This window comes from Magnetospirillum sp. ME-1 (assembly GCF_002105535.1).
In the GTDB taxonomy this organism is placed as follows: domain Bacteria; phylum Pseudomonadota; class Alphaproteobacteria; order Rhodospirillales; family Magnetospirillaceae; genus Phaeospirillum.
In genome coordinates this window covers 2,645,193-2,668,880 of sequence record NZ_CP015848.1, presented here as the reverse complement: position 1 = coordinate 2,668,880, position 23,688 = coordinate 2,645,193, and the positions used below count along the sequence as shown (strand labels likewise).

The window sequence follows — 23,688 nt, the reverse complement described above, 5'->3', positions numbered from 1 at the left end:
AAGTCCTACAGGATGAACTTGGCCAGATCGGCCTTCTTGGCCAGGGCGCCCACCCGTTCGCGCACCATCTCGGCGGTGATGGTCACCTTGGTGCCGGGGGGCTGGTCGGGGGCGGTGAAGCTGATCTCCTCCAGCAGCCGCTCCATGACGGTCTGCAGGCGGCGCGCCCCGATGTTCTCGACGCTGGAATTGATCTTGGCGGCCAGGTCGGCGATGGCCTCGACCGAGCCGGGCTCGAAGCTCAGGTTCACCTCCTCGGTGGCCAGCAGGGCCTCGTACTGCTTCAGCAGGCTGGCCTCGGGTTCGGTGAGGATGCGCATCAAATCGTCGCGGGACAGCGCCTTCAGCTCGACCCGGATGGGCAGGCGGCCCTGCAGCTCGGGCAACAGGTCCGAGGGCTTGGCCAGATGGAAGGCGCCGGACGCGATGAACAGCACGTGGTCGGTCTTCACCGAACCGTGCTTGGTGGCCACCGTGGTGCCCTCGATCAGGGGCAGCAGGTCGCGCTGCACACCCTCGCGCGAGACGTCGCCGCCCACGTGGTGCTCGGAGGAACGGGCGCAGATCTTGTCGATCTCGTCGATGAAGACGATGCCGTGGTTCTCCACCGACCAGATGGCGTCCTTCACCACCTTGTCCTGGTCGAGCAGATTGTCGGATTCCTCCTTGGTCAGGATGTCCAGCGCCTCCTTGACCGGCAGCTTGCGCGGCCGGGTGCGGCCGCCGCCGAACGCCTTGCCCAGCATGTCCGACAGGTTGATCATGCCCACCTGCGAGCCGGGCATGCCGGGAATGTCGAAGGCCGGCATGCCGGCCGCCCCGGTATCGGCCACCTGAATCTCGATCTCCTTGGTATCCAGGGCGCCTTCGCGCAGCATCTTGCGGAATTTCTGGCGGGTGTCGGCCCCGGCGGTCTCGCCCACCAGGGCGTCGAGCAGCCGCTCCTCGGCGGCGATCTCGGCCTTGGCGGTGACTTGCTTGCGCAGGCGCTCGCGGGTCATGAGGATGGCGACCTCCACCAGATCGCGGACGATCTGCTCCACGTCGCGGCCCACATAGCCCACCTCGGTGAACTTGGTGGCCTCCACTTTCAGGAAGGGAGCCTGGGCCAGGCGGGCGAGGCGCCGGGCGATTTCGGTCTTGCCCACCCCGGTGGGGCCGATCATCAGGATGTTCTTGGGCAGAACCTCCTCGCGCAGCGCTTCCGACAGCTGCTGGCGGCGCCAGCGGTTCCGAAGGGCGATGGCCACGGCGCGCTTGGCGTCGTTCTGGCCGACGATGAACCGGTCCAGTTCCGAAACGATTTCGCGGGGAGAGAAGGCGGCGGCGCTCATCTAAAGGCTTTCCACGATCATGTTGCCGTTGGTGTAGACGCAGATGCCCGCCGCGATGGCCATAGCCTTGCGGGCGATGGTCTCGGCGTCCAATCCGTCCACGTCGATCAGGGCGCGGGCGGCGGCCAGGGCGTAATTGCCGCCCGAACCGATGCCGATGATGCCGTCCTCGGGCTCCAGCACGTCGCCCTGGCCGGTCAGCACCAGCGAGACGTCCTTGTCGGCCACCGCCATCATGGCTTCCAGGCGGCGCAGGTAGCGGTCGGTGCGCCAGTCCTTGGCCAGTTCGACGCAGGCCCGGGTCAGCTGGCCGGGATGCTTCTCCAGCTTGGCCTCGAGGCGCTCCAGCAGGGTGAAGGCGTCGGCGGTGGCGCCGGCGAAGCCCACCAGGATGGAGTCGCCGCCCACCTTGCGCACCTTGCGGGCGTTGCCCTTGATCACCGTGGCGCCGAGACTCACCTGCCCGTCGCCGGCGATGACCACACGGCCCGATTTGCGCACGCACAAAATGGTGGTGCCGTGCCAGGAAGGAAGGGAGGTGTCGGACATGAGGCGGACCCGAAGGAGAGAGGGGCGGGCATCATAGCAAAGGCCCGCCCCTCTCCGAGTCCCTAAATTCAGGGTTTGGCCATATCCCTCTCGGTGGCCCGCTGGACGAAGTGGGGACCGGCGGGCAGTCCCTGCTCGGGCGCGGAAAAGGCCGCCCGATTGGCCTGGCGGGCCAGTCCGATGTAATCGGGCTTGGCCTTGGCGATGGCGGCGGCCACCGCCTGGACGATGAGGCCGGCGACACCGCCGCCGCCGCCCTGGTTGGTCTGGTACTGGGCGATCTGACGGTGTTCCCAGATGGTGGTCCCCGTGGCGGTTTCCTTGAGCTTGTAGGAAATGTCCACTTCCACCGAGGTGTTCAGGACGATGTATTTCGCCGTCCATTTCTCGATGGTGATGTAGAGCACGGTATCGGCGCCGAACAGCTGGCCCACATGGGTGGGGTCGGCGTCGTGGACCATGTCGGGGTCGGGCAGGCCGTCGTCTTCCAGCACCCGGCGCACCAGATTGACCGGAAAGACGTAATAACCGCGGTTGGCCAATGGCCGGGCGATGGTGGTGGACAGATATTCCCCCGCCATGGCGTCGATGCTTTTGTTGACCGGTGGCACCACCAGGATGGAATAGGGGTCGGCGGCGGCGAAGGCCTCGTAGTTCTTGGCCTGGGGGACGGCGCAGGCGGACAGCCCGGCCATCAGGGCAAGCGCGACCAGGATACGGCGAATCATTTCTTCTTCTCCCTGGCCTGTTCGGCGGCCCGCAGGCGGGCGGCCTCGGCCTCGATCACCTTGGATTCGCCGGCCGCGTCCTTTTTCGGTCCTTCGGCGACGCGGATCATCACATCCATGAAGTAGGCGGATTCCGGCCAGGTGCGCTTTTCCCGCTTGAACAGGGCGATGGCCTTTTCCGGCGCACCGGCCTGCATGTAGAGGTAGCCCAACTCGGCGGTCAGGCCGGGGGCCAGCCTGGCCTTGCCCATCTCCATGGGCTTGAAGGCGCCCACCGCTTCCACCAGGGCCTTGCGGCGGGTGTCGCGATCCTCCGACGAGGCGCGGGTCAGTACCTCGCCCAGTTCGGGAACGGCGGAATCCTCGTAGGAGATGGCCAGACGCTCGAGCTCGGCGACCAGCTTGTCGCCGTTGGCGGAATCCTCGTAGAAATCCAGCAGGGACTGGTCGTAGGTGCCCCAGACGAAGATGTCCTGCTGCGGAGCGCAGGCGGCAAGGCCGGTCATCAGCGCCAGGGCGGCAAGGATGTTGGCCGATTTCATGGCGCGGCTCCCGGCGGGACGGTCAGCGTGCGGGTGCCGCGGCCACTGACGAAAACCTTTTCGGAATAGCTGCCGCCCGAGGGTCCGACCACCTTGACCAGATGGGTGCCGGGTTCAAGCAGGACGGGCCGGTCGGCATCGGCCGCCATGGGGCCGTTGCCCACCGGGCCCAGATCGAGTCCATCGACGAACAGGCGGGAACCGGGAGCGGCGTTGGCCACCATCAGGGCGGGCCTGTCGTCCACGTTGCCGACGGATTCGGCCGGTGGGCTGACGCAGGCGGCAAGGGCGGCAAGGGCGGCGAGGACAAGGATGCGACGCATGGCTCAGCTCCCCTTGCGTTCGGCGATGTAGAGCGAAGTGACCGGCTGGCCGGCCAGGGACCCCGACACCAGCTCGGCCACCGAACCCTCGTCGGTGTCGCTTTCACCGAACTGGGCGACGACCTTGACGGTGGCGATCTCGGCGGAGGGCAGGGAGATGTTGAAGCCCGACTGGCCGCTCTTCACCTTGTCGCCGGGGCGCATGACGGTCAGCACGTCGCCGACCTTGAGACCCTGGCGGGCACCGCCGCTGATATAAAGGCGCGAGCCCTCGACCTTGAGGATGTCGGTGCGCCAGGGACGCTCCTTCAGCTTGACCACCAGGGAATTCATCACGTCGGAGACGGCCGCGCCGATGGCCTTGTCGTTGAGGCTGCCGTCGTAATCGGCATTGGATCCGAAGCCCATCACGTCGCCCGCTTCCGACGTCGCGCTGCCGCGCCCGGAGGCGGAGAAGAACACGTGCCCGGTCTTGGGATCGGCCAGCCGGATCTCCACCTTGGCGTCCACCTTCTGCATCTTGGACGAACTGAGGAATCCGCCGCGGGTCACGGTGGAGCGGCCGAATTCGGTCAGCGAGCCGAGGATCAGGCTATCGACGCCGACGATGTCGGCCCCCGAATTGCCGGTCAGGGCCTGTTCCTTGACCAGCTTGTCCAGGTCGGGACGCTCGAACACCAGGAAGGCGCCCGATTCCACCAGCCGCGACGCCAGCATGTCCGAGGTCTGCTTGCCCAGGGGATCGCCGCTCTCGCTGCGCACGAAGGTGCGGCCGTAGCGGGTCTCGTTGCTGAAGCGGCCGATGGCGATCTTGCGCTTCAGGATCTTGGTGCTTTCCACCGGTTGCATGGCCGCCTGCTGCGCCTGGCGCTGAACAGCCGGCGCCACCGGCGCATCCTTGGCTTCAGGCGGGTAATTGGGCGATGCGCAAGCCCCCAGCACCGACGCCATCACGGCGGCGGTCAAACAGTAACCCAGTTTCATGGCGGTGCCCCCTGCATCCGATCGAAAGAACGAGTGCATGCACCATACAGGTGATACGGGCATGTCGCAATCCGGAGCGGAAGTTATAGGAATGCGGCGCTTCCATTGCTTGCAGCGGCTCGGACTGGCATAGGGCGCGTATTCCTGATACTAAACGGGGCAGATTATGGAGGGCCCCATGCGCAAGGCTGCCATCACGCGCAACACCACCGAGACCAGCATCAAGGTCGCCGTCGATCTGGACGGCAGCGGCAAGTACGCCGTCAACACCGGGGTGGGTTTTCTCGACCACATGCTGGAGCAATTGTCCCGGCACTCACTGATGGACCTCGAGGTGGAGGCCAAGGGCGATCTGCACATCGACGCCCACCACACCACCGAGGACGTGGGAATCGCCATCGGCCAGGCGGTGAACCAGGCGCTGGGCGACCGTAAGGGCATCGCCCGCTACGGCTCGGCCTATGTTCCCATGGACGAGGCCCTGACCCGCGTGGCGCTGGACCTGTCCAACCGCCCCTACCTGATCTGGAAGGTGACGTTCGGCCGCGACAAGCTGGGCACCATGGACACCGAGCTGTTCAAGGAGTGGTTCCAGGCCTTCGCCCAAGCGGCGGGCGCCACCCTGCATGTGGAAAGCCTGTACGGCGACAACGATCACCACATCGTGGAAAGCTGCTTCAAGGCCCTGGCCCGCGCCCTTCGCGCCGCCACCGAGATCGACCCGCGCAAGGCCGATGCCGTGCCCTCGACCAAGGGCACCCTCGGGGGATCGCTGTGACCGGCACCGTCGCCATCATCGATTACGGCTCGGGCAATCTGCGCTCGGCCGCCAAGGCGTTCGAGCGGGTGGTGGCCGAGGCCAGCCTGGACCTTGCCGTGGCGGTCACCAACGACCCCAAGGTGGTGGCGGGTGCTTCGCGCATCGTGCTGCCCGGCGTCGGCGCCTTCGCCGATTGCCGCGCCGGCCTGATGGATCTGCCCGGCATGGCCGAGACCCTGACCGAGCGGGTGCTGGCGCGCGGCGTGCCGTTCTTCGGCATCTGCGTCGGCATGCAGCTGATGGCCAGTATCGGCCGCGAGCACGGCATGCATGCCGGGCTGGGCTGGGTGGCCGGCGAGGTGGTGCCGCTGGGCGTCGAGGACCAGGGGCTCAAGGTGCCGCACATGGGCTGGAACCAGCTGGTGCCCGACGGGCTGTCCCATCCGCTGCTGGCCGGGCTGGATTCCGAGGCCCACGCCTATTTCGTCCATTCCTACAAGTTCGTGCCGGCCAATCCCGCCCATTGCCTCGCCCATGTGGAGTATGGCGGCCCGGTCACCGCCGTGGTGGGCCGCGACAACATGGTCGGCACCCAGTTCCATCCCGAGAAGTCCCAGAATACGGGGCTCAAGGTGATTTCCAACTTCCTGACGTGGACTCCTTAAAGATGTTCCTGTTCCCCGCCATCGACCTCAAGGACGGCGCCTGCGTTCGGCTCAAACTGGGCCTGATGGAGGACTCCACGGTGTTCAACACCGATCCCGGCGCCCAGGCCCGCGATTTCGCCGCCGCCGGAGCCGAGTGGATTCACGTGGTCGATCTCAACGGCGCCTTCGCCGGCAAGCCGGTCAACGGGCAAGCGGTGGACAGCATCCTCAAATCCGTTACGGTTCCGGTCCAGTTGGGCGGGGGCATCCGCGAGATGGCCACCATCGAGGATTGGCTGGCGCGCGGCATCCGCCGGGTGATCCTGGGTACCGTGGCGCTGAAGAACCCCGCCCTGGTCAAGGAGGCCTGCAAGCGCTTTCCCGGGCGGGTGGCGGTGGGCATCGACGCCAAGGGCGGCAAGGTGGCGGTGGAAGGTTGGGCCGAGACCTCGGACCTCACCGTGCTGGAGCTGGCGCGGAAGTTCGAGGATTGCGGCGTCGCCGCCCTGATCTACACCGACATCGACCGCGACGGCGTGCTGGCCGGCCCCAACGTGGCGGCGACAGTGGCGCTGGCCGATGCCATCTCCATTCCGGTGATCGCCTCGGGCGGCGTGTCGAGCCTGGACGACCTGAAGGCGCTGAAGGCTTACCCCAAGCTGGAAGGCGTCATCTCGGGCCGCGCCATCTATGACGGGCGCATCGACGTGGCCCAGGCCATCGCGCTGTTGAAGGCCTGAGCCCATGCTCAAGATGCGCATCATCCCCTGCCTGGATGTCAAGGACGGCCGCGTGGTCAAGGGGGTCAACTTCGTCGACCTGATCGACGCCGGGGACCCCGTCGAGCAGGCCAAGCTCTATGACCGGGCCGGCGCCGACGAGCTGACCTTCCTCGACATCACCGCCAGCCACGAGAACCGCGACACCATCTACGACGTGGTGCGCCGTACGGCGGAGCAATGCTTCATGCCGCTGACGGTGGGCGGCGGCGTGCGGGTCAACGACGACATCCGCAAGCTGCTGCTGGCCGGGGCCGACAAGGTCTCCATCAACACGGCGGCCGTGCATCGTCCGGAATTCGTGCGCGAAGCCGCCGAGAAGTTCGGCAGCCAGTGCATCGTCGTGGCCATCGACGCCAAGCAGGTCGCTCCCGGCAAGTTCGAGATCTTCACCCATGGCGGCCGCAATCCCACCGGCATCGACGCGGTGGAATGGGCGAAGCGCATGACCGAATACGGGGCGGGCGAGATCCTGCTCACCTCCATGGATCGCGACGGCACCAAGCAGGGTTTCAACATCCCGCTGACCCGCGCCGTGGCCGACGCCGTCACCGTGCCGGTGATCGCCTCGGGCGGCGTGGGCAATCTCGACCATCTGGTGGACGGTATCCGCGACGGCCACGCCACCGCCGTGCTGGCCGCCTCCATCTTCCATTTCGGCACCTATACCATCGCCCAGGCCAAGGCCCACATGCGCGCCGCCGGAATTCCCGTCCGCCCCTGAGGGGGGTGACAGCCTTGCCGCCATCTGTTAGGCAGGGGGCGTTGGGGAAAGATGACGGTCTGGATCTAGTTTAAAGAGAGGGTGCGTTGGCCCAGGACAGCAAAATTCTCGAGGAACTGTACACGGTGATCGCCAGCCGCAAGGGCACCGATCCCGACAAGTCCTATACCGCCAAGCTGTTCGCCCGCGGGCGCGGCAAGATCGCCCAGAAATTCGGCGAGGAAGCGGTGGAAACCGTGGTCGCCGCCCTGTCCGAGGGCAAGGAGCAGCTGGTGGGCGAAAGCGCCGACACGCTGTATCACCTGCTGGTGCTGTGGGCCGATTGCGGCGTCGAGCCGGCCAAGGTGTGGGCCGAGTTGGCCCGGCGCACCGGCACGTCGGGCATCGACGAGAAGAAGTCGCGCGCCAAGAAGTGACCAATCCTGCACGGGAGAGAGAGATGGCCTACGATTCCAACAACATCTTCGCCCGTATTCTCCGGGGTGAAATCCCCTGCAAGAAGGTGCACGAAGACGAGTACACCCTGGCCTTCCATGACATCAACCCCCAGGCCCCCGTCCATATCCTGGTGATTCCCAAGGGCGCCTATGTCTCCATGAACGATTTCTCGGCCCGGGCCACCGACGCCGAGATCGCCGGTCTGGTGCGCGCCGTGGGCAAGGTGGCGGAGATGGCCGGGGTCACCAATGACGGCTGGCGCATGCTCAGCAATATCGGCGAGAACGGCCACCAGGAAGTGCCGCACCTGCACATCCACATCTTCGGCGGCCGCAAGCTCGGCCACATGCTGCCCAAGACCGGGGCGTAGGGCCGACCCCAACCCTGTTTTTGTTTTCTGAATGAAATGAATGGGGTTCGGGGCACCCGGCCCCGAGCGGGTACGGGCGGCAGCCCGCTATTGTCCGAACCTATTCCGCCGCTTCCAGCCCGCGGGCGGTTTCCAGCAGGACCTGGCGGATGTAGTTGACCTGGCCGACCGCCGGCTGGGGTAAATCGCCCAGGGGCCGCATCATGCAGGCGTGCCAGACCCGCTGGCCTTCCGGCCCGTCCATGTAGACGCGCAGCAGCTTGAGCGCGCCCTGCAGGGTCTTGACGGTGCGGCTGTCGGCATAGAACTGGTCCCAGGTCAGGTTGTTGCCGTGGATGACCATCAGCGCCTGGATGATGGTGCGGCAATGACGCTCGAAGGCCTCGAAACGCTTTTCCAGGGCGTGTTCCAGGAACTCGAAGTAATGGGGCAGATAGCCGCGCTGCAGCACCATGCCGTCGCCGGCCAGCAGGTGCTCGAAGGGCCGCACCATCAGGCGGTGGAAGGGATTGGAGCGCGCCCCCACATTGCCCTTGGGCATCTGGTGGAGCTTGCGGCAGCCTTCTTCCTGGCGGATATAGGCGGCGTCCAGCACCATGCTGCCGCCGCTGATCAGGGTGGCGATGCGTTCAAGGTCGTGCAGGCCGACCTTGCCGTCCTCGGCCTTTTCGCGGGCCAGGGTCAAGATCACGTCGGTGACGATCATCGCCATGTCATGGCAACGCCGCTTATCCGTGGCCGAACCACAGCCCTTGATCGGTGCGGAGATAGTCATCGGGTCTTGACCCCATTTCTCACCGGCTGTTGGAGCATGGGGCCGGGCACGCAAAAGGCGCAATGCCCACAGAGGTCATAGGGCGATAGGACTCAAGCGGCGCGGCCGGGCATCAGCCTTCGGTATGACAGCGCCTCGGCCACCTGCAGGCGCCCGACCGTCTCGGCGCCCTGGAGGTCGGCCAGCGTGCGGGCGACGCGCAGCACCCGGTGCCAGCCGCGCGCCGACAGGCGCATGCGCTCGGCCGCCTCGGTGAGCAAACGGCGTCCGGCCTCGTCGGGCGAGGCAATCTTCATCAGCAATTCCCCATCGGCCTCGGCATTGGTGCGGATGGACGTGCCCCGGTAGCGATCCAGCTGCAGGGCGCGGGCGGCGGCGACCCGCGCCGCCACCTCCGCCGAGCCCTCGGCGGGCGGCGGCAGGGACAAATCGGCGGGGCTGACGGCGGGAACCTCCACGTGCAGGTCGATGCGGTCGAACAGCGGGCCCGAGATCTTGGACTGATAGTCCTGGCCGCATTTGGGCGCCTTGGAGCAGGCCAGCGCCGGGTCGCCCAGATGGCCGCAGCGGCAGGGATTCATGGCCGCCACCAGCTGGATGCGGGCGGGGTAGGTGACATGGGCGTTGGCCCGCGCCACCACGGCGCGGCCCGATTCCAAAGGCTGGCGCAGGGCCTCAAGGGCGCCACGCTGGAATTCGGGCAGCTCGTCCAGGAACAACACGCCGTTATGGGCCAGCGACACTTCGCCCGGCCGTGCCCGCATGCCGCCGCCCACCAGGGATGGCACGGAGGCGGAATGATGGGGGTCGCGGAAGGGCCGCCGGGTGAGCAGGCGGCCCTCGGCCAGCTGGCCCGCCACCGAGTGGTTCATGCTGACCTCCAGCGCCTCGGCGGGCTCGAGCGGCGGCAGCAGGCCGGGCAGGCGGGCGGCCAGCATGGACTTGCCCGAGCCGGGGGGACCCATCATCAGCAGATTGTGGGCGCCGGCGGCGGCCACTTCCAGGGCGCGTTTGGCCGATTCCTGGCCTTTGATGTCCTTGAGGTCGAGACAGGCCCCGTCGTCCTCCATGCGCCTGGGCGCGGGGCGGGCCAGAATCTGGCTGCCCTTGAAATGATTGATCAGCCCCAGCAGGGAGGGCGCGGCCAGCACCTCCACCTCGCCGGCCCAGGCGGCTTCCGAGCCCTGGGACAGCGGGCAGATCAGTCCGCGCTCGCTGGCATTGGCGGCGATGGCGGCGGGCAGCACCCCGGCCACAGGGGCGATGGAGCCGTCCAGGCCCAGCTCGCCCAGGGCCACGTAGCCGGCGATCTCGTCGGCGGGAATCACCCCCATGGCGCCCAGGAGGCCCAGTGCGATGGGCAGGTCGAAATGGCTGCCTTCCTTCAGCAGGTCGGCGGGCGCCAGGTTGACGGTGATGCGCTTGGGCGGCAGGGCCAGGCCGATGGCATTGAAGGCGGCGCGCACCCGTTCGCGGCTTTCCCCCACCGCCTTGTCGGGCAGCCCCACCAGGGTGAAGGCCGGCATGCCGGCCGCCACCTGCACCTGGACGTCGATGTCGAGGCAGTCGATGCCGGAAAAAGCGACGGTAGCGGTGCGGGTGGTCATGGAAAGGCGGTTCCCCTATTCGGCGCGGGGATCATACCCGTTGTATGCAATGGCTGCCATGCCCGTTCGCGGGCTCACGGCGCAGGGTGACCGGCGGGCTGCTTGTCGATGACCGGCCGGACCCGGAAGGCGGTGAGGACCATCACCAGGAAGGGCAGCAGGATCATCATCAGCACGCCGATCGCGAAGAACAAGGCCAAGTCGACGCCGATGATGGTGAACAGGTCGGACAGATGCTCGATCTTGAACAAGGCGACCAGGGTAAAGGCCACGACCGCCAAAACCGAAAGGGCCGTGCCGCCGTTGGCGATGCCGCGTTCCAGCCGGCTGGGATTGAGGTTGGGCGAGAAGTCGAAGAACAGGAACCGATAGCCCCACAGCTTGATCGCCTTGCCGATGGCGGCCGGGGCAAGGAAGGTCCAGGCGAACCACAGCACCACCAGGGCGGCGCAGGTTTTTTCCCAGCCGCCATAGCCCAGCCAAGCCGCCACCGCGGGCAACAGGAACAGGGGGGCCAGCCAGCACAGCTTGTGGGTCTGCGAGCGGAAGACGAAACGGAACCGGGTCCCCAACTGGGGCACATAGGCGGTCTCGACCAGACCCGCCGCTTCGGCTTCGGCCAGTTCCTGCGCGTCGGCCAGTTCTTCCGCTTCGTCCCTGGCCTGGCGGTGGAATTCCTCCCGTGCCTTCCACTGCCGCGCGGCACGGCCCAGGGCTGCGACTTCGGCGGCGGTCTCCTCGGGCGTCGCCGGCCGCACCGCCAGCACCGTGGCGGAAAACACCAGAATCATGCCGGCCAGGGGATGGTTGGCGTCCAGCTCGACAGTCCGATCATGGATTGCGACCACCCGGTATTGGAGCAAGCTTCCCCCATAATCGCGCTCCAGCACCTCCCCCACCGTGGGGGGCCGCTCCACCTGGTCGAGCGGTACGGTCATGACCAGCCCCGCGTCATGGACCCCGAATGCGTCCCGGGGCTCCAGGGTCATTTCGACGCTGTCGCCCTCCGCCTTGCCATCCAGGGCCGCTTCCAGCCTGGGAAAGAGCCCGCCATGCCCGCCGTGCAGATAGGTGACGGGCTCGGCCGGTGACTCGACGACTTCGCCCTCGAGGTTGGTGGCCTTCAGGCGCAGGGTGACGACGCAATTGCCTTGGATCTTCATGACGCAGTCCCGGACCGGATCCCCGTTGCGGGGACAAGGACCATCCGAGTGCCATAACTTGGCGCAACGGGCAATCGGCGGATTGTCCGGGTCCGGGAGGCGAGATTACAACCCTGGGGCGAGACGTTCGGATCAGGGGGACTCGAAGTCGAATTCGCGGACCGCGAATCGTTTCGCTGGCAAGTTCGGGTGGTGACCCGAGGGGTCGGATGGGGGCGTTGGACGGCGGGAATGGCGGCCTGGGAAGCGGGGGGACGCGTCAGGCGGCAGTGGATGGGCCGGGGGACGCGGCGATTCGTTCAGGCCATGGGCACAGGCGGGCCGGGTCGGGTCGGGTCCATGCCGAAACCCGGTCCGCCGGCGGGGGCGATCCGGCGGCTTCGGCTGTCGCGCCGCGGTGGCCATGGTCGTCGGAGGGGAAAGCGGAGGAGACGGGAGACGGGTCATCCGCCGTCCGGCGGTTTTGAAGCCGGGATGGCATGGTCGCCGAAAAGATGTGCCCGCTCTTAAGGGCCCCGCATGGTCCTGGCCAGGGATCGTGCTCCGGCGTGACAGGGGGTGAGCTGGGAGTGAAGGATAAAATAGGAATACGATCATAAGGCGGGCGGATGAAGGCCTCCCGTCGAGTTCCATGGCGGTTTTCCATCCAATCCGCCCGCCACCCGCCTAACCACGAAAGCAGTTGAGGGGCCTCCGGGAGGCGATTTCCTCAACCACAAACGCAGTCGCAGATTGGCGGCGAGGCTTCACGCAACTGCATCCGTTGATCGCGTCTATGGAAATTTATGAAATATCTGAAGGTTATAGCGCTTTATGAAGCTGTCTTGCGAGCTTCGATGGCGTCCCAGATCAGGCCCTCGATGCACACGCCATCGAACCGATCGATCTGCTGGATGCCGGTGGGCGAGGTCACGTTGATCTCGGTCAGATAGTCGCCGATGACGTCGATGCCCACGAAGATCAGGCCGCGTTCCCTCAGCGTCGGGCCGATGGCGGCGCAGATCTCGTGCTCGCGCCTGGTCAGCGTGGTGGGCTTGGCGGTGCCGCCCACATGAAGGTTCGAGCGGGCCTCGCCCTCGGCCGGCACGCGGTTCACCGCGCCCACCGCCACGCCGTCCACCAGAATGATGCGCTTGTCGCCCTGGCGCACCTCGGGCAGATAGCGCTGGACCATCACCGGCTCGCGATAGAGCTGGGTGAACATCTCCAGCAGGGAATTGAGATTCTCGTCGCCGGGCAACAGGTGGAAGACGCCGGCCCCGCCGTTGCCGAACAGCGGCTTGACGATGATGTCCTTGTGCACGTCGCGGAACTCCAGGATCTGCTCGCGGTCCGAGGTGATCAGGGTGGGCGGCATCAGATCGCCGAAATGGGTGACCAGCAGCTTTTCCGGGGCATTGCGCACATGGGTGGGGTCGTTGACCACCAGGGTGCGGGGATGAATGTGGTCCAGCAGGTGGGTGGCGGTGATGTAGGCCATGTCGAAGGGCGGGTCCTGGCGCATCAGCACCACGTCCATGTCGCCCAGCTCGACCGTCCTGGCCTGGCCCAAGGTGAAATGGTCGCCCCGGACCCGGCGGACCGACAGGGGCCGCACCCGCGCCAGGACCTTGCCTTCCCGGAGCGACAGGTCGCGCGGCAGGTAGTGATACAGGGTATGGCCCCGCTTCTCGGCCTCCAGCGCCAGGACGAAGGTGGAATCCGCATCGATGTCGATGGACTCGATGGGATCCATCTGGATGGCGACGGTAAGGCTCATGACGGGGTCCTTTTCAGTTCAGGCGACGCTTCAGCTCGGCCAGCAGCGCCAGGGTGCGGGCCTTGGCCTGGGCGCTGGGGGTGCGGGCCAGGAATTGCTCGAGCGCGGCGATGGCCGGGGCGGTATGGTCGAGCCGCATGTGCATCAGCCCGGCTTCCCGCCACAGCAGGCAGGCGTCGGGGGCCACCAGCAGCAGGGATTCCACCATGGCCAGGGCCCGGTCCACATGGCCCAGGCGCAACAGCCGCAGCTTGGCGGCGTTGCCGAGGCGCAGCAGCAGGTCGCGGTTGCTCATGGCGGCGTAATGGATGGGTTCCAGTTCGGCGTCCAGGCCGGCGGCGGCCTTCAGCATGGCGCGAAGGTCGGGCGTCGACAGCGATTGGCCGCCGCCCAAGGGATCGACGATCACCCGGCTGCCGCCGGCGAGGCCCAAGCGCAGCAGGAAATGGGCGGGAAAGGCCAGACCTTCGGCCACCATGCCGGCGCGGCGCGTCACCGCCAGGGCCAGCAGGCCCAGCGCGTCATTGCCGCCGCGGCGGCGGTCCATGACGGTCAAGAGGTCCAGGTCGCCCAAATCGTCGTCGTCGCGCTCGTCGCCCTGGAAGCGATGGCGGCGGCCCAGCAGCTGGAACAGGCGGATGGCCAGAGCCTCGGCATCGGGGCAATCCCGGCCCTCGGCCCGCAACTGGTCCGCCATCTCGTCGAGCAGGGCCAGATAAGGGGCGATGTCGAGCAATGTTCCCCGCCGCGCCTGGCCCAGGGCGGCCAGCAGCAAAGCGGGTTCCGCCGGATCCAGGTCGCAATCCTCCAGCCGGCCCAGGGCCGTCAGGCGTTCGCGCACCCGGGCGGCGGCCTCGTTCATCAGCCGCCGTTCCGCTTGGGATCGGTCTTCAGGCGCACATGGCTGATCACCCGCTTCACCCCGCTGACGTCGCGGGCATGGGCGATCACCCGGTCCAGCTCGGCGCTGTTCTGGGCGATGCCCAGCAGATAGACGACGGAATCGGTCACATCGACGATGTAGTTGATGTTCTTCACGTCGCCGTCGGTGAGCAGCCGGGCCTTGAGCTTGTTCTGAATCCACAGGTCATTGGCCTGGTCCCAGCCGGATTCGCCGGTGGGCACCACCTTGATCTCGTTCAGGACCTCCTTGACTCCGCCCGCCTGCCAGGACAGGCGCACCGCGTCGGCGCGGGCCTGCTCGGTGGCGACCAGGCCGGTCAGCATCACCCGGCCTTCCGAGATGTTGAGGGTGACCTTGCGGTACATCTCCACATCCTTCTGGAACCACAAGTGATTGATTTCCGTCCTGATTTTCAGATCGTCCACGGCGCCGTCCAGACCGCGCTCCTCGGCGGCGGCCACGCCGGCCGAGGCGCCGGCACCCACCACCGTGGCGGCGCAGCCGGTCAACATTCCACCCATGGCGGCGATCAGCAGGGCATTGAGCAGCGGACGCAAGGGAACTCTCCTTGTTGAGCGGCAGAGGATTTCGGCCCCCAGTGTACGGCGGGCGCGAGTCGCTAATCAATTCTCCAAGCGTCGGGGATGTGGCGGGGCAGGCGCCAGGGGGCCACCAGCACCATGTCGAAGCGCACGCCGCACCGGGCCAGCTCGGGCCGCCGGCCCAGGAAGGCGCTTGCCGTGCGCTCGATTCTCTGTCTCTGGAAAGATGTAAGGGATTCAATGGCCTGGTCGAGGCTCGCCCGGCTTTTGACCTCGACGAAGGCCACCAGATCGCCGCGCCGGACCACCAGATCCACCTCGCCCGCCCCCGATCCTCGGCCGGATTTCAAGCCTTGGGCCAGGATTGCATAACCCTTGAGGCGCAAAAACAGGGCGGCAATCCGCTCCGCCATTCTGCCGCGCCGCTGCGCCGCCTGACGGGACGGAGAGCGGGGTGCGGAATTCATTCCTCGTTGCCCCCTCGGAACAGTCGCAGCGCCTTGGCGTAGACATCGCGCCTCGGATGCCCGGTTTCCGCCGCCACCAGGGCGCTGGCGTCCTTGACGGAAAGGCCTTTTTCTATCTCTGCGCGCAAGCGACCCTCCATGTCCGCTTGCGTGACGGGTCCGCCCGCTCCGGGGCCCGAGACCACGATGGCCACCTCGCCGCGCGGCGGGGTGTCGGCGTAACGCTGGGCCAGCTGGGCCAGGCTGCCCCGGGCCACCTCCTCGTGCAGCTTGGTCAGCTCGCGGGTCACCGCCCCCATCCGGTCGCCCAGCACGGTGACCATGTCGGCCAGGGATTCCCCCGTCCGGTGGGGGGATTCGTAAAACACCATGGTGGCGGGGACCTGGGCCAGTTCCTGCAGCGCGGCGCGGCGCGCCGCTCCCTTGGACGGCAGGAAGCCGGCGAAGAGGAATCGCTCGGCAGCAATGCCTGATAGTTGTAAAGCCGTCAGAACGGCCGAAGCGCCGGGCAGGGCGGTGACCGGGATATCCGATTCGATGCAATCCCGAACCAGCTTGAATCCCGGGTCCGAGACCATGGGGGTGCCGGCGTCGGAGACCAGGGCGACCACCTCGCCCTTGCGCAGGCGGGCGAGCAAGGCGGGCCGCGCCTTGTCGGCGTTGTGGTCGTGATAGGGGCTGAGCGGCGCCTTCAGGCCCAGCAGCTGCATCAGCTTGCCGGTGACGCGGGTATCTTCGCAGGCCACCAGATCGGCATGACCCAGCACGTCGAGCGCCCGGAGCGTGATGTCGCCCAGATTGCCGATGGGGGTGGCGACCAGATAGAGCCCGGCGCTCGGTTTACTTCCGCGTGCCCAGGGGCTACCTTTCGGCTCTGCACCGTCGCCGGGCCCCACTGCTCCGGTTCCGTCGTCCGAGGAGGCTTGTCTTGCGCCATTTGGGCTTTTTCCGGCGCTCCGCCCCGTTCCTGCCATTGCTTGCCGCCATGCTGATGGTTTCGGGCTGTCAACAGGCGTCAGAGTTACCACCTTGGCTCGGCGGAACCAAGCCCGCTCCCCAGGCGCAGCCGGTTCCGGCTCCCGTTCCGCCGCCCGCCGCCGCCAAGGCGGCCCCGGCGGCCCCGGCGGCCAAGACTCCGGCGGCCGTTCCCGCCCCTGCGCCCGCTCCGGCCCCGGCGGCCGCCGCTCCGGCCGAGCCGCAGGTGGCCAGCCTGCCGCCCGCCACGGCCTCGTCCTCCATGCCGGCGCCCGCCCGGACCGTCCCTCAGGGCGAGGTGCGCGCCGCCCTGCTGCTGCCGCTGTCGGGGCCGCAGGCCGCCATCGGCCAGGCCCTGTCCAACGCCGCGCAGCTGGCGCTGTTCGAGATCGCCGATGCCCGGTTCAGCCTGATCCCGCTCGATACCAAGGGCACCGCCGAAGGCGCCGCCCAGGCGGCCCAGGCCGCCATGGCCCAGGGCGCCACCATCGTGCTGGGTCCGGTGTTCAGCTACGAGGTCAAGGCGGCGGCGCCGGTGGCGCGCGATCAGGTGGTGCCGCTGCTGGCCTACACCACCGACCGCTCGGTGGCGGGCAGCGGCGTCTATGCCCTGGGCTTCCTGCCCGGTCCCCAGGTGGCCCGCGTGCTGGCCCATGCCCGCGAGCAGGGTTTGCGGCGCATCGGCGTGCTGGCCCGGTCCGACGATTACGGCCGCGCCGTGGCCGAGACCGCCAAGGAGGCCGCCGCCCAGCAGGGCCTGGAACTGGTGGCGGTGGATTATTACGATCCCGCCGCCACCGATTTCACCCAGGTGGTCAAGCGCTTCGCGGCACGCAAGGGGGTGACCTCCAAGGGCGTGCCCGGCTCGGCCTATGACGCCGTACTGGTTCCCGACGACGGCGTGCGGCTGAGAAACATCGCCTCGCTGCTGTCCTACTACATGAGCGAAGGCGGCGCCGAAGTGCCGCGCCTGCTGGGCACCCTGCTGTGGGACGACCCCAAGCTGGCGCAGGAGCCGGCCCTGGTCGGCGGCTGGTATCCGGCTCCGCCCGCCGCCGGCCATGTGGCCTTCGAGCAGCGCTACGCCAAGGCGTTCGGCGCCTTGCCGCCGCGCCTCGGCGGGCTGGCCGGCATCGCCTACGATTCCACCGCGCTGGCCGCCGCGCTGGCCCGCAACGGCATGGGTGATTACGGCTCGGCCGTCTTGCAGAATCCCAACGGCTTCGCCGGGGTGGACGGCATCTTCCGCTTAAGCGCCAACGGCGTGGCCGAGCGCGGCCTGACCGTCAAGGAAATCGCCCCGACGGGCGCGCGGGAAGTGGGCGCGGCGCCCAGCGCGTTCCAGTAGCTCAGGCCAGCAATCCGCCCAGCACCGCATTGAGCACCAGCCGTCCTTTATCGGTGGTGCGCAGACCTTGCGCATCCTCGATCAGGAAGCCGCCCTCGATCATGCGGGCGAGGCCGGCGGGGTCGAGGACGGGGCGCAGCTCGGCCAGCAGGGCCGGACCGAGACCGTTGCGCAACCGCAATCCCATCAGCACCAGCTCCGACAGGCGCTCGGCCGGGTCCAGCGGATAGCGGGTCTCGGTGGCGTGGCCGTTCTGCTCCACCTGGGCCAGCCAGGTGCCGGGCGAGCGTGCCTGGGCCAGGGCGAAGCCTGCGAAGCGGCCATGGGCGCCGGGGCCGATGCCCAGCCATTCGCCGCCCATCCAATAGGTGAGGTTGTGGCGGCACTCGGCCCCGGGGCGGGCGTGGTTGGAAATCTCGTAGGCGGGCAGCCCCGCCCGTTCGCACAGCTCCTGGGTCGCCTCGAACTGGGCGGCGGCCTCGTCCTCGTCGGGCAGGACGAACTCGCCCCGGGCCTGGGCGGGGGCGAACATGGTGCCGTCCTCGACGGTCAGCTGGTAGAGCGACAGATGCTCGCCGGCCAGGTCCAGGGCGCGGGCCAGCTCGGCCCGCCACCCGGCCTCGGTCTGGCCGGGCCGGGAATAGATCAGGTCGAAGGAGACGCGGGGAAAGGTGGCCTGGGCCAGATGCAAGGCGGCCAGCGCCTCGTCCACCGAATGCCGGCGGCCCAGGAAGGTCAGGGAGTCGGGGTCCAGGGCCTGGATGCCCAGCGACAGGCGGTCGATGCCGGCATCGCGGAAGGCGTGGAAACGGTCGGCTTCGACGCTGGTGGGATTGGCCTCCAGCGTCACTTCCAGGTCGGGCGCGCAAGCCCAGCGGTGCTTCACCTCGGCCACCAGCGCGCCGGCCGTCTCGGGGTCCATCAGCGACGGCGTGCCGCCGCCGAAGAAGATGCTGGTGGGGGTCCGGCCCTCGGTTTCACCGGCGAAATGATCCAGCTCGGCCAGCAGGGCGGCCCGCCAGCGCCCCTGATCCATGGATTGGGCGGCATGGCTGTTGAAGTCGCAATAGGGGCACTTGGACAGGCAGAACGGCCAGTGGATATAGATGCCGAAGCCTGGGGAAGACGTCATGGGAAAGCCCCCCTGACAAAATCAAAGGGGGTCCGGGGCATGGCCCCGGATGGGTTTGGGCGATAGCCCAATCAATCCCTGGTCCCGAAACACGCCGCCACCAGCTTGGCGAAGGCGTCGGCGCGGTGGCTGATGGCGTGCTTGGCGGCCGCATCCATCTCGCCGAAGGTGAGCGCGCCGCCCTTGGGCAGGAAGATGGGGTCGTAGCCGAAGCCGTTCTCGCCCCTAGGCGGCCAGACGATATCGCCTTCCACCACGCCCTCGAAGGTCTCGCAATGGCCGTCGGGCCAGGCGAGCGCCAGGGCGCAGACGAAACGGGCGGTGCGGTCCTTCTCGTCGCCGAGCGCCGACTGGACCTTGGCCATGGCGAAGGCGAAATCCTTCTTTTCACCCGCCCAGCGGGCGGAGAAGATACCCGGCGCCCCGGCCAGGGCGTCCACCGCCAAGCCCGAATCGTCGGCCAGCGAGGGCAGGCCGGAGGCACTGGCGGCGGCGCGGGCCTTGAGTTCCGCATTGGCGACGAAGGTGTCGCCGGTCTCGTCGGGCTCGGGCAGGCCCAGGGTGCCGGCCGAGACGACCTCGGTGCCGTAAGGGGCGAGAAGCTCGCCGATCTCGCGGACCTTGCCGGCATTGTGGCTGGCGATGACCAGCCTGCCCCCCTGGAACCGCCGGGCGCTCATGACAGCCCCAATGCCTTCTTCTGCGCCTCGACCAGCTGGCGGATGCCGGCTTCGGCCAGGTCGGTGAGCTCGAGGAACTGGGCGCGCGAGAAGGGGCGCTCCTCGGCGGTGCCCTGAATCTCGACGATGCCGCCATTGCCGGTCATGACGAAATTGGCGTCGGCCTGGGCGTTGGAATCCTCGGGGTAGTCCAGGTCGAGGACGGCGGTGCCTTCATAGATGCCACACGAGATGGCGGCCACGTGGTCGGTGAGCGGCACGGCCTTCAGCAGCTCCAGGCGCACCAGGCGCTGGAAGGCCAGGTGCAGGGCGACGAAGGCGCCGGTGATGGACGCGGTTCGCGTGCCGCCGTCGGCCTGCAGCACGTCGCAATCGATCTTGATCTGGCGCTCGCCCATGGCGGTAAGATCGGTGACCGAGCGCAACGAACGGCCGATCAGGCGCTGAATCTCGTGGGTGCGGCCCGATTGCTTGCCCTTGGCCGCCTCGCGGTCGGTGCGGGTGTGGGTCGAGCGCGGCAGCATGCCGTATTCGGCGGTGACCCAGCCCTTGCCGGTGTTGCGCAGGAAGGGCGGAACCTTCTCTTCCACCGAGGCGGTGCACAGTACATGGGTGTCGCCGAACCTGGCGATGCACGAGCCCTCGGCATGGCGGGACACGCCGGTTTCCAGGATGACGGTGCGAAGCTGGTCGGGGGCGCGGCCGGACGGTCTCATGCTTTGGGGAGTCCTCTCAAGGGGAAGAGGCGGCAAGCTACCTCCATATGGTGGGTGCCGTCCACAATCTCGACCCCCCGACATTGACGAGGGGGCTGGGCACCACTAGATTTTCGCCGCACCGGAGAAGGCAATGGTACGGACCAAGGGCCCCGTCATCACCGAGCTGAACGACCGATCGCGGGAAATCTTCCGCCAGATCGTGGAATCCTATGTGGAAACCGGCGAGCCCATCGGCTCGCGCACCCTGTCGCGCCGCCTCACCCTGGGCCTGTCGCCGGCCACCATCCGCAACGTCATGGCCGATCTGGAAGATTTCGGCCTGCTTTACGCACCCCATACCTCGGCCGGGCGGCTGCCCACCCAGGCGGGCATGCGGCTGTTCGTCAACGGCCTGTTGGAAGTGGGTCGCATGGCCGAATCCGAGCGCTCGGCCATCGACGCCCAGTGCAAGGCGGCGGGCCGCTCCATGGAGCAGGTGCTGGGCGAGGCCCTGGGCGCGCTGTCGGGTCTGTCGCGCTGCGCCGGCGTGGTGGTGGCGCCCAAGATCCAGCGTACGCTCAAGCACGTGGAATTCGTCTGGCTGGGCCGCAACCGCGCCCTGGTGGTGCTGGTCACCGAGGACGGCATGGTGGAGAACCGCATCCTCGACCTGCCCGACGGCGTCGAGATGTCCACCCTGATCGAGGCCGGCAACTACCTCAACGCCCGGCTGGCCGGGCGTTCCCTGGACGAGGTGCGCGAAGAGATCACCGCCGAGCTGGAACACCAGCGCACCCTTCTCGATTCGCTCACCAAACGGGTGATCGAGGCCGGGCTGGCCACCTGGGCGGGGGGTGAAAGCAATTCGGCGCTCATCGTGCGCGGCCAGTCCCATCTGCTGGAAGACGTGACCGCCGTCGAGGACTTGGAACGCATCCGCGGCCTGTTCGAGGCGCTGGAGACCTCGGAACAGTTCCTGCGCCTGGTGGACCTCACCCGCGTCGCCGACGGGGTGCAGATCTTCATCGGCGCCGAGAGCGAGCTGTTCGGCGTCACCGGCTGTTCCATGGTGGTGGCGCCCTATCGCGATTCGCGCGAACGCATCGTCGGCGCCATCGGCGTGATCGGCCCGCAACGCATCAACTACGCCCGCATCATTCCCATGGTCGATTACACCGCGCGTGTGATCGGCCGCCTGATCGGGCAACCCACCTGACAACCCTAGAAATCGAGAGAGCCTCATTATGACCCAGGATCAGACCGCCGAGCAGATGCCCGCCGCCGAGGAGGCCGCCCCCGGCCCGGCCGCCGAATCCGCTGCGCCGCCGGCCGCCGAATCCGACCGGATCAAGGAGCTGGAGGCGGAAATCGCCCGCTTGAAGAACGACGTTCTTTATGCCAAGGCCGAGACCGAGAATACTCGCCGCCGCCTGGAGCAGCAGGCCGAGGACCGCGGCAAGTACGCCGTCTCCAACATCGCCAAGGACGTGCTGTCGGTGGCCGACAACCTGCGCCGGGCGCTGGATTCCGTGCCGGCCACGGCGCGCGACGGCAACGAATCCCTGGCGGCGCTGACCACCGGCGTCGAGATGACCGAGCGGGAATTGCTGGCCACCTTCGAGCGCTACGGCATCAAGCCGGTGGCGGCCCAGGGGGAACGGTTCGACCCCAACCTGCATCAGGCCATGATGGAAATGGAAGACCCCAGCCAGATCGAGGGCACCGTGGTGCTGGTGATGCAGGCAGGCTACACGCTGCACGACCGCCTGCTGCGTCCCGCTTTGGTGGGCGTCGCCAAGGGCGGCCCCAAGAGCGGCGGCAACAACGTCGATACCAGCGCCTGACGCGGACGTTCCCCCGCCCTTGGGGCGGGGGAACGGCGATCTCAGCCGGTGGTCGGCGGCGAGGAGCGCAGGGACAGGGCCTTGATGGCCAGCGGGACGCCCCAGCCCAGGGCCGGATAGATCACCCAGAGATGATCCGGGTTGTGGAAGAGGTTGAGGGCGGCCAGCCCGCTCATCACGCCGGCGAACACCAGAAGGTGGCGGCGGAACGTCCTTTGGGGATCACGGGGGGTAGGCAAGGGTACGGCGGTTTCGGTCATGGCGTCATCCTTGGCGAGGGGGTCTGACCCTCCCCGAAGGCGATCGATCGGCATGTTGAAGGCCGCCGCCAGGGCCTTCAGCGTTTCCAGCGCGGCCACCTGGCCCTGTTCGAGCCGCTGGACGGTGCGGGCGCTGATGCCCGCGATCTCGGCCAGCTGTTCTTGGGACCAGGCGCGTTGCAGGCGCAGCTCACGGATGGTTTCGGCGGTATCGGTCATGCTTCGGACCCTCGGAAAAGGTGGCGCCAGCATGGGGGAACCCTCGCGACAGCGCCACGACACCAAGACGACAGGCCTATCTTAGCGCCCCGTAGACCAGCGCCCCCAGCAGAATCGCCAGCACGGTCATCATGCCGTAGAACACCTTGCGCGAGAATGCCACTTCCTCGGGCGAGGTGTGCTCCCACTCCTTGTAGCGGCGTCTGATCTGTGGCTCCGGGGCCTTCTGCTCTTCGCTCATGGTCAAAGCCCCAGCACGTCGCGCATGGAATAAAGCCCCGGCTGGCGGTCGGCCGCCCAGCGGGCGGCGCGCACCGCGCCCTTGGCGAACACCGCCCTGGACGAGGCCTTGTGGGTGAGTTCCACCCGTTCCCCCTCGGCGGCGAACATCACGGTGTGGTCGCCCACCACGTCGCCGCCGCGCAGGGTGGCGAAGCCGATCTCGCCCTTGGGCCGCGCCCCGGTATGGCCGTCGCGGCTCTTGCACCACACGGAATCGAGAGGCTTCTGCCGGCCGAGCGCGGCCGAGCGGCCCAGGCCCAGCGCCGTGCCCGAGGGCGCGTCCACCTTGTGACGGTGGTGCATCTCGACGATTTCGATATCGTAATCCTCGCCCAGGATGGAGGCGGCGCGCTCGGTCAGCGCCATCAGCAGGTTGACGCCGACGCTGAAATTGGGGGCGTAGACGATGGGGGCGCGCTTGGCCGCCTCGGCCAGCCGGGCCTCGTCGTCCTTGGCGAGGCCGGTGGTGCCCACCACCAGAACCTTGCCCTGTTCGGCGGCCAGGGCGGCATGGGCCAGGGTGGCGGCCGGCGCGGTGAAGTCGATGACGGCGTCCGAGGCGGCGAACAGGGCCGCCGGGTCCGAGCCCACCGAGGCGCCCACCGATTCGCGGCCCAGCAGAACGCCTAAGTCGCGGCCGATGAATTCGGTTCCGGCCCGTTCGGTGCCGCCCGACAGCCGGCACCCCTCGGCGGCCAGCACCGCCTCCATCAGCATCCGGCCCATGCGTCCGGCGCATCCGACGATTCCGATCCTCATGCCCTGGTCCTTTCGAAAACAGACCCACCTTCTTAGAGTCAGCCGGGCGCAAAATCCAGCATCGAGAGACAAAAGTAGGGTGATCACCGGATTCTG

At 67.8% G+C, this 23,688-nt stretch carries 29 protein-coding genes; 9 read left to right on the top strand and 20 right to left on the bottom strand.

Translation table 11 applies throughout. The features are described from left to right. Window positions 1-5 precede the first annotated feature (5 nt). The 6 genes from hslU to WV31_RS12640 all read right to left on the bottom strand — a co-directional run bounded on the left by hslU (window position 6) and on the right by WV31_RS12640 (window position 4,460). Window positions 6-1,334: an ATP-dependent protease ATPase subunit HslU gene (gene hslU, locus WV31_RS12665; protein WP_085373899.1), complete on the bottom strand. Its 1,329-nt coding sequence runs from the start codon at window positions 1,332-1,334 to the stop codon at window positions 6-8. Further along, window positions 1,335-1,883, bottom strand: a complete 549-nt coding sequence (hslV, locus tag WV31_RS12660) for an ATP-dependent protease subunit HslV (protein WP_085373898.1) — start codon at window positions 1,881-1,883, stop codon at window positions 1,335-1,337. It abuts the gene before it with no gap. A gap of 68 nt (window positions 1,884-1,951) precedes the next feature. Further along, complete coding sequence (locus WV31_RS12655; protein WP_085373897.1) at window positions 1,952-2,611, bottom strand: GNA1162 family protein; 660 nt, start codon at window positions 2,609-2,611, stop codon at window positions 1,952-1,954. Beyond that, window positions 2,608-3,153 carry a DUF4810 domain-containing protein gene (locus tag WV31_RS12650; protein ID WP_085373896.1) on the bottom strand — a complete coding sequence of 182 codons (546 nt, stop codon included), beginning with the start codon at window positions 3,151-3,153 and terminating at the stop codon, window positions 2,608-2,610. The genes WV31_RS12655 and WV31_RS12650 overlap by 4 nt, the downstream gene beginning before the upstream one ends. Continuing rightward, window positions 3,150-3,476 carry a hypothetical protein gene (locus WV31_RS12645; protein ID WP_085373895.1) on the bottom strand — a complete coding sequence of 109 codons (327 nt, stop codon included), beginning with the start codon at window positions 3,474-3,476 and terminating at the stop codon, window positions 3,150-3,152. The genes WV31_RS12650 and WV31_RS12645 overlap by 4 nt, the downstream gene beginning before the upstream one ends. A gap of 3 nt (window positions 3,477-3,479) precedes the next feature. Continuing rightward, on the bottom strand, window positions 3,480-4,460 hold the full coding sequence (locus WV31_RS12640) for a CsgG/HfaB family protein (protein WP_085373894.1): 981 nt from the start codon (window positions 4,458-4,460) through the stop codon (window positions 3,480-3,482). A gap of 178 nt (window positions 4,461-4,638) precedes the next feature. Between WV31_RS12640 and hisB the strand changes: the two genes are divergently transcribed. The 6 genes from hisB to WV31_RS12610 all read left to right on the top strand — a co-directional run bounded on the left by hisB (window position 4,639) and on the right by WV31_RS12610 (window position 8,178). Beyond that, on the top strand, window positions 4,639-5,238 hold the full coding sequence (hisB, locus tag WV31_RS12635) for an imidazoleglycerol-phosphate dehydratase HisB (RefSeq protein WP_085373893.1): 600 nt from the start codon (window positions 4,639-4,641) through the stop codon (window positions 5,236-5,238). Then, a complete protein-coding gene (gene hisH / locus WV31_RS12630; RefSeq protein ID WP_085373892.1) occupies window positions 5,235-5,885 on the top strand; it encodes an imidazole glycerol phosphate synthase subunit HisH in 651 nt (216 codons plus the stop codon). The genes hisB and hisH overlap by 4 nt, the downstream gene beginning before the upstream one ends. A 2-nt stretch (window positions 5,886-5,887) precedes the next feature. Continuing rightward, complete coding sequence (gene hisA / locus WV31_RS12625; RefSeq protein ID WP_085373891.1) at window positions 5,888-6,607, top strand: 1-(5-phosphoribosyl)-5-[(5-phosphoribosylamino)methylideneamino]imidazole-4-carboxamide isomerase; 720 nt, start codon at window positions 5,888-5,890, stop codon at window positions 6,605-6,607. Between the two features lie 4 nt (window positions 6,608-6,611). Then, complete coding sequence (gene hisF / locus WV31_RS12620; protein ID WP_085373890.1) at window positions 6,612-7,370, top strand: imidazole glycerol phosphate synthase subunit HisF; 759 nt, start codon at window positions 6,612-6,614, stop codon at window positions 7,368-7,370. An 86-nt stretch (window positions 7,371-7,456) separates the two neighbouring features. Next, entirely contained in the window at window positions 7,457-7,786 is a 330-nt protein-coding gene (locus WV31_RS12615; protein ID WP_068429927.1) for a phosphoribosyl-ATP diphosphatase, read from the top strand. Window positions 7,787-7,809: 23 nt separating this feature from the next. Continuing rightward, window positions 7,810-8,178, top strand: a complete 369-nt coding sequence (locus WV31_RS12610) for a histidine triad nucleotide-binding protein (protein ID WP_085373889.1) — start codon at window positions 7,810-7,812, stop codon at window positions 8,176-8,178. Between the two features lie 100 nt (window positions 8,179-8,278). Here WV31_RS12610 and WV31_RS12605 read toward each other — a convergent pair whose 3' ends face one another. The 8 genes from WV31_RS12605 to rsmI form a co-directional block, all read right to left on the bottom strand. Next, entirely contained in the window at window positions 8,279-8,953 is a 675-nt protein-coding gene (locus WV31_RS12605) for a hypothetical protein (RefSeq protein ID WP_085373888.1), read from the bottom strand. A 92-nt stretch (window positions 8,954-9,045) separates the two neighbouring features. Continuing rightward, window positions 9,046-10,560, bottom strand: a complete 1,515-nt coding sequence (locus WV31_RS12600; protein ID WP_085373887.1) for a YifB family Mg chelatase-like AAA ATPase — start codon at window positions 10,558-10,560, stop codon at window positions 9,046-9,048. A 74-nt stretch (window positions 10,561-10,634) separates the two neighbouring features. Continuing rightward, complete coding sequence (locus tag WV31_RS12595; RefSeq protein ID WP_085373886.1) at window positions 10,635-11,723, bottom strand: FKBP-type peptidyl-prolyl cis-trans isomerase; 1,089 nt, start codon at window positions 11,721-11,723, stop codon at window positions 10,635-10,637. 811 nt (window positions 11,724-12,534) lie between these two features. Beyond that, complete coding sequence (gene gshB, locus WV31_RS12590; protein ID WP_085373885.1) at window positions 12,535-13,482, bottom strand: glutathione synthase; 948 nt, start codon at window positions 13,480-13,482, stop codon at window positions 12,535-12,537. 13 nt (window positions 13,483-13,495) lie between these two features. Continuing rightward, on the bottom strand, window positions 13,496-14,344 hold the full coding sequence (locus WV31_RS12585; protein WP_085373884.1) for a SirB1 family protein: 849 nt from the start codon (window positions 14,342-14,344) through the stop codon (window positions 13,496-13,498). Continuing rightward, entirely contained in the window at window positions 14,344-14,943 is a 600-nt protein-coding gene (locus WV31_RS12580; protein WP_237051287.1) for a BON domain-containing protein, read from the bottom strand. Before WV31_RS12580 ends, WV31_RS12585 begins: the two co-directional genes overlap by 1 nt. 62 nt (window positions 14,944-15,005) lie before the next feature. After that, window positions 15,006-15,395 (bottom strand): YraN family protein, encoded by a 390-nt coding sequence (locus WV31_RS12575; RefSeq protein ID WP_085373883.1) that lies wholly within the window; start codon window positions 15,393-15,395, stop codon window positions 15,006-15,008. Continuing rightward, window positions 15,392-16,291: a 16S rRNA (cytidine(1402)-2'-O)-methyltransferase gene (gene rsmI, locus WV31_RS12570; RefSeq protein ID WP_237051286.1), complete on the bottom strand. Its 900-nt coding sequence runs from the start codon at window positions 16,289-16,291 to the stop codon at window positions 15,392-15,394. Before rsmI ends, WV31_RS12575 begins: the two co-directional genes overlap by 4 nt. Before the next feature lie 32 nt (window positions 16,292-16,323). Between rsmI and WV31_RS12565 the strand changes: the two genes are divergently transcribed. Continuing rightward, window positions 16,324-17,718: a penicillin-binding protein activator gene (locus tag WV31_RS12565; protein WP_237051285.1), complete on the top strand. Its 1,395-nt coding sequence runs from the start codon at window positions 16,324-16,326 to the stop codon at window positions 17,716-17,718. 1 nt (window position 17,719) lies between these two features. Here WV31_RS12565 and hemW read toward each other — a convergent pair whose 3' ends face one another. The 3 genes from hemW to rph all read right to left on the bottom strand — a co-directional run bounded on the left by hemW (window position 17,720) and on the right by rph (window position 20,246). Further along, the gene (gene hemW, locus WV31_RS12560) at window positions 17,720-18,850 is read right to left on the bottom strand and encodes a radical SAM family heme chaperone HemW (protein ID WP_085373880.1); all 1,131 of its coding nucleotides are present in this window, start codon (window positions 18,848-18,850) and stop codon (window positions 17,720-17,722) included. A 71-nt stretch (window positions 18,851-18,921) separates the two neighbouring features. Further along, entirely contained in the window at window positions 18,922-19,530 is a 609-nt protein-coding gene (rdgB, locus tag WV31_RS12555) for an RdgB/HAM1 family non-canonical purine NTP pyrophosphatase (RefSeq protein ID WP_085373879.1), read from the bottom strand. After that, window positions 19,527-20,246 (bottom strand): ribonuclease PH, encoded by a 720-nt coding sequence (rph, locus tag WV31_RS12550; protein ID WP_085373878.1) that lies wholly within the window; start codon window positions 20,244-20,246, stop codon window positions 19,527-19,529. Before rph ends, rdgB begins: the two co-directional genes overlap by 4 nt. A gap of 133 nt (window positions 20,247-20,379) precedes the next feature. Between rph and hrcA the strand changes: the two genes are divergently transcribed. Together hrcA and grpE are read left to right on the top strand one after the other, a co-directional pair. After that, window positions 20,380-21,444 (top strand): heat-inducible transcriptional repressor HrcA, encoded by a 1,065-nt coding sequence (gene hrcA, locus WV31_RS12545; protein ID WP_085373877.1) that lies wholly within the window; start codon window positions 20,380-20,382, stop codon window positions 21,442-21,444. 28 nt (window positions 21,445-21,472) lie between these two features. Next, window positions 21,473-22,072, top strand: a complete 600-nt coding sequence (grpE, locus tag WV31_RS12540) for a nucleotide exchange factor GrpE (RefSeq protein WP_085373876.1) — start codon at window positions 21,473-21,475, stop codon at window positions 22,070-22,072. 41 nt (window positions 22,073-22,113) lie between these two features. Here grpE and WV31_RS12535 read toward each other — a convergent pair whose 3' ends face one another. The 3 genes from WV31_RS12535 to dapB all read right to left on the bottom strand — a co-directional run bounded on the left by WV31_RS12535 (window position 22,114) and on the right by dapB (window position 23,592). Next, window positions 22,114-22,551: a helix-turn-helix domain-containing protein gene (locus tag WV31_RS12535; RefSeq protein ID WP_168185933.1), complete on the bottom strand. Its 438-nt coding sequence runs from the start codon at window positions 22,549-22,551 to the stop codon at window positions 22,114-22,116. Window positions 22,552-22,627: 76 nt separating this feature from the next. After that, window positions 22,628-22,792, bottom strand: a complete 165-nt coding sequence (locus WV31_RS22135) for a DUF5310 domain-containing protein (RefSeq protein ID WP_168185932.1) — start codon at window positions 22,790-22,792, stop codon at window positions 22,628-22,630. A 2-nt stretch (window positions 22,793-22,794) separates the two neighbouring features. Beyond that, a complete protein-coding gene (dapB, locus tag WV31_RS12530) occupies window positions 22,795-23,592 on the bottom strand; it encodes a 4-hydroxy-tetrahydrodipicolinate reductase (protein ID WP_085373874.1) in 798 nt (265 codons plus the stop codon). Window positions 23,593-23,688: the final 96 nt, after the last annotated feature.

Bases quoted from the DNA above. Each gene is read 5' to 3' on its own strand.
- hslU (WP_085373899.1), bottom strand. From the start codon at position 1,334: ATGAGCGCCGCCGCCTTCTCTCCCCGCGAAATCGTTTCGGAACTGGAC.
- hslV (WP_085373898.1), bottom strand. From the start codon at position 1,883: ATGTCCGACACCTCCCTTCCTTCCTGGCACGGCACCACCATTTTGTGC.
- WV31_RS12655 (WP_085373897.1), bottom strand. From the start codon at position 2,611: ATGATTCGCCGTATCCTGGTCGCGCTTGCCCTGATGGCCGGGCTGTCC.
- WV31_RS12650 (WP_085373896.1), bottom strand. From the start codon at position 3,153: ATGAAATCGGCCAACATCCTTGCCGCCCTGGCGCTGATGACCGGCCTT.
- WV31_RS12645 (WP_085373895.1), bottom strand. From the start codon at position 3,476: ATGCGTCGCATCCTTGTCCTCGCCGCCCTTGCCGCCCTTGCCGCCTGC.
- WV31_RS12640 (WP_085373894.1), bottom strand. From the start codon at position 4,460: ATGAAACTGGGTTACTGTTTGACCGCCGCCGTGATGGCGTCGGTGCTG.
- hisB (WP_085373893.1), top strand. From the start codon at position 4,639: ATGCGCAAGGCTGCCATCACGCGCAACACCACCGAGACCAGCATCAAG.
- hisA (WP_085373891.1), top strand. From the start codon at position 5,888: ATGTTCCTGTTCCCCGCCATCGACCTCAAGGACGGCGCCTGCGTTCGG.
- hisF (WP_085373890.1), top strand. From the start codon at position 6,612: ATGCTCAAGATGCGCATCATCCCCTGCCTGGATGTCAAGGACGGCCGC.
- WV31_RS12610 (WP_085373889.1), top strand. From the start codon at position 7,810: ATGGCCTACGATTCCAACAACATCTTCGCCCGTATTCTCCGGGGTGAA.
- WV31_RS12605 (WP_085373888.1), bottom strand. From the start codon at position 8,953: ATGACTATCTCCGCACCGATCAAGGGCTGTGGTTCGGCCACGGATAAG.
- WV31_RS12600 (WP_085373887.1), bottom strand. From the start codon at position 10,560: ATGACCACCCGCACCGCTACCGTCGCTTTTTCCGGCATCGACTGCCTC.
- WV31_RS12595 (WP_085373886.1), bottom strand. From the start codon at position 11,723: ATGAAGATCCAAGGCAATTGCGTCGTCACCCTGCGCCTGAAGGCCACC.
- gshB (WP_085373885.1), bottom strand. From the start codon at position 13,482: ATGAGCCTTACCGTCGCCATCCAGATGGATCCCATCGAGTCCATCGAC.
- WV31_RS12585 (WP_085373884.1), bottom strand. From the start codon at position 14,344: ATGAACGAGGCCGCCGCCCGGGTGCGCGAACGCCTGACGGCCCTGGGC.
- WV31_RS12575 (WP_085373883.1), bottom strand. From the start codon at position 15,395: ATGAATTCCGCACCCCGCTCTCCGTCCCGTCAGGCGGCGCAGCGGCGC.
- hemW (WP_085373880.1), bottom strand. From the start codon at position 18,850: ATGACGTCTTCCCCAGGCTTCGGCATCTATATCCACTGGCCGTTCTGC.
- rdgB (WP_085373879.1), bottom strand. From the start codon at position 19,530: ATGAGCGCCCGGCGGTTCCAGGGGGGCAGGCTGGTCATCGCCAGCCAC.
- rph (WP_085373878.1), bottom strand. From the start codon at position 20,246: ATGAGACCGTCCGGCCGCGCCCCCGACCAGCTTCGCACCGTCATCCTG.
- hrcA (WP_085373877.1), top strand. From the start codon at position 20,380: ATGGTACGGACCAAGGGCCCCGTCATCACCGAGCTGAACGACCGATCG.
- grpE (WP_085373876.1), top strand. From the start codon at position 21,473: ATGACCCAGGATCAGACCGCCGAGCAGATGCCCGCCGCCGAGGAGGCC.
- WV31_RS12535 (WP_168185933.1), bottom strand. From the start codon at position 22,551: ATGACCGATACCGCCGAAACCATCCGTGAGCTGCGCCTGCAACGCGCC.
- WV31_RS22135 (WP_168185932.1), bottom strand. From the start codon at position 22,792: ATGAGCGAAGAGCAGAAGGCCCCGGAGCCACAGATCAGACGCCGCTAC.
- dapB (WP_085373874.1), bottom strand. From the start codon at position 23,592: ATGAGGATCGGAATCGTCGGATGCGCCGGACGCATGGGCCGGATGCTG.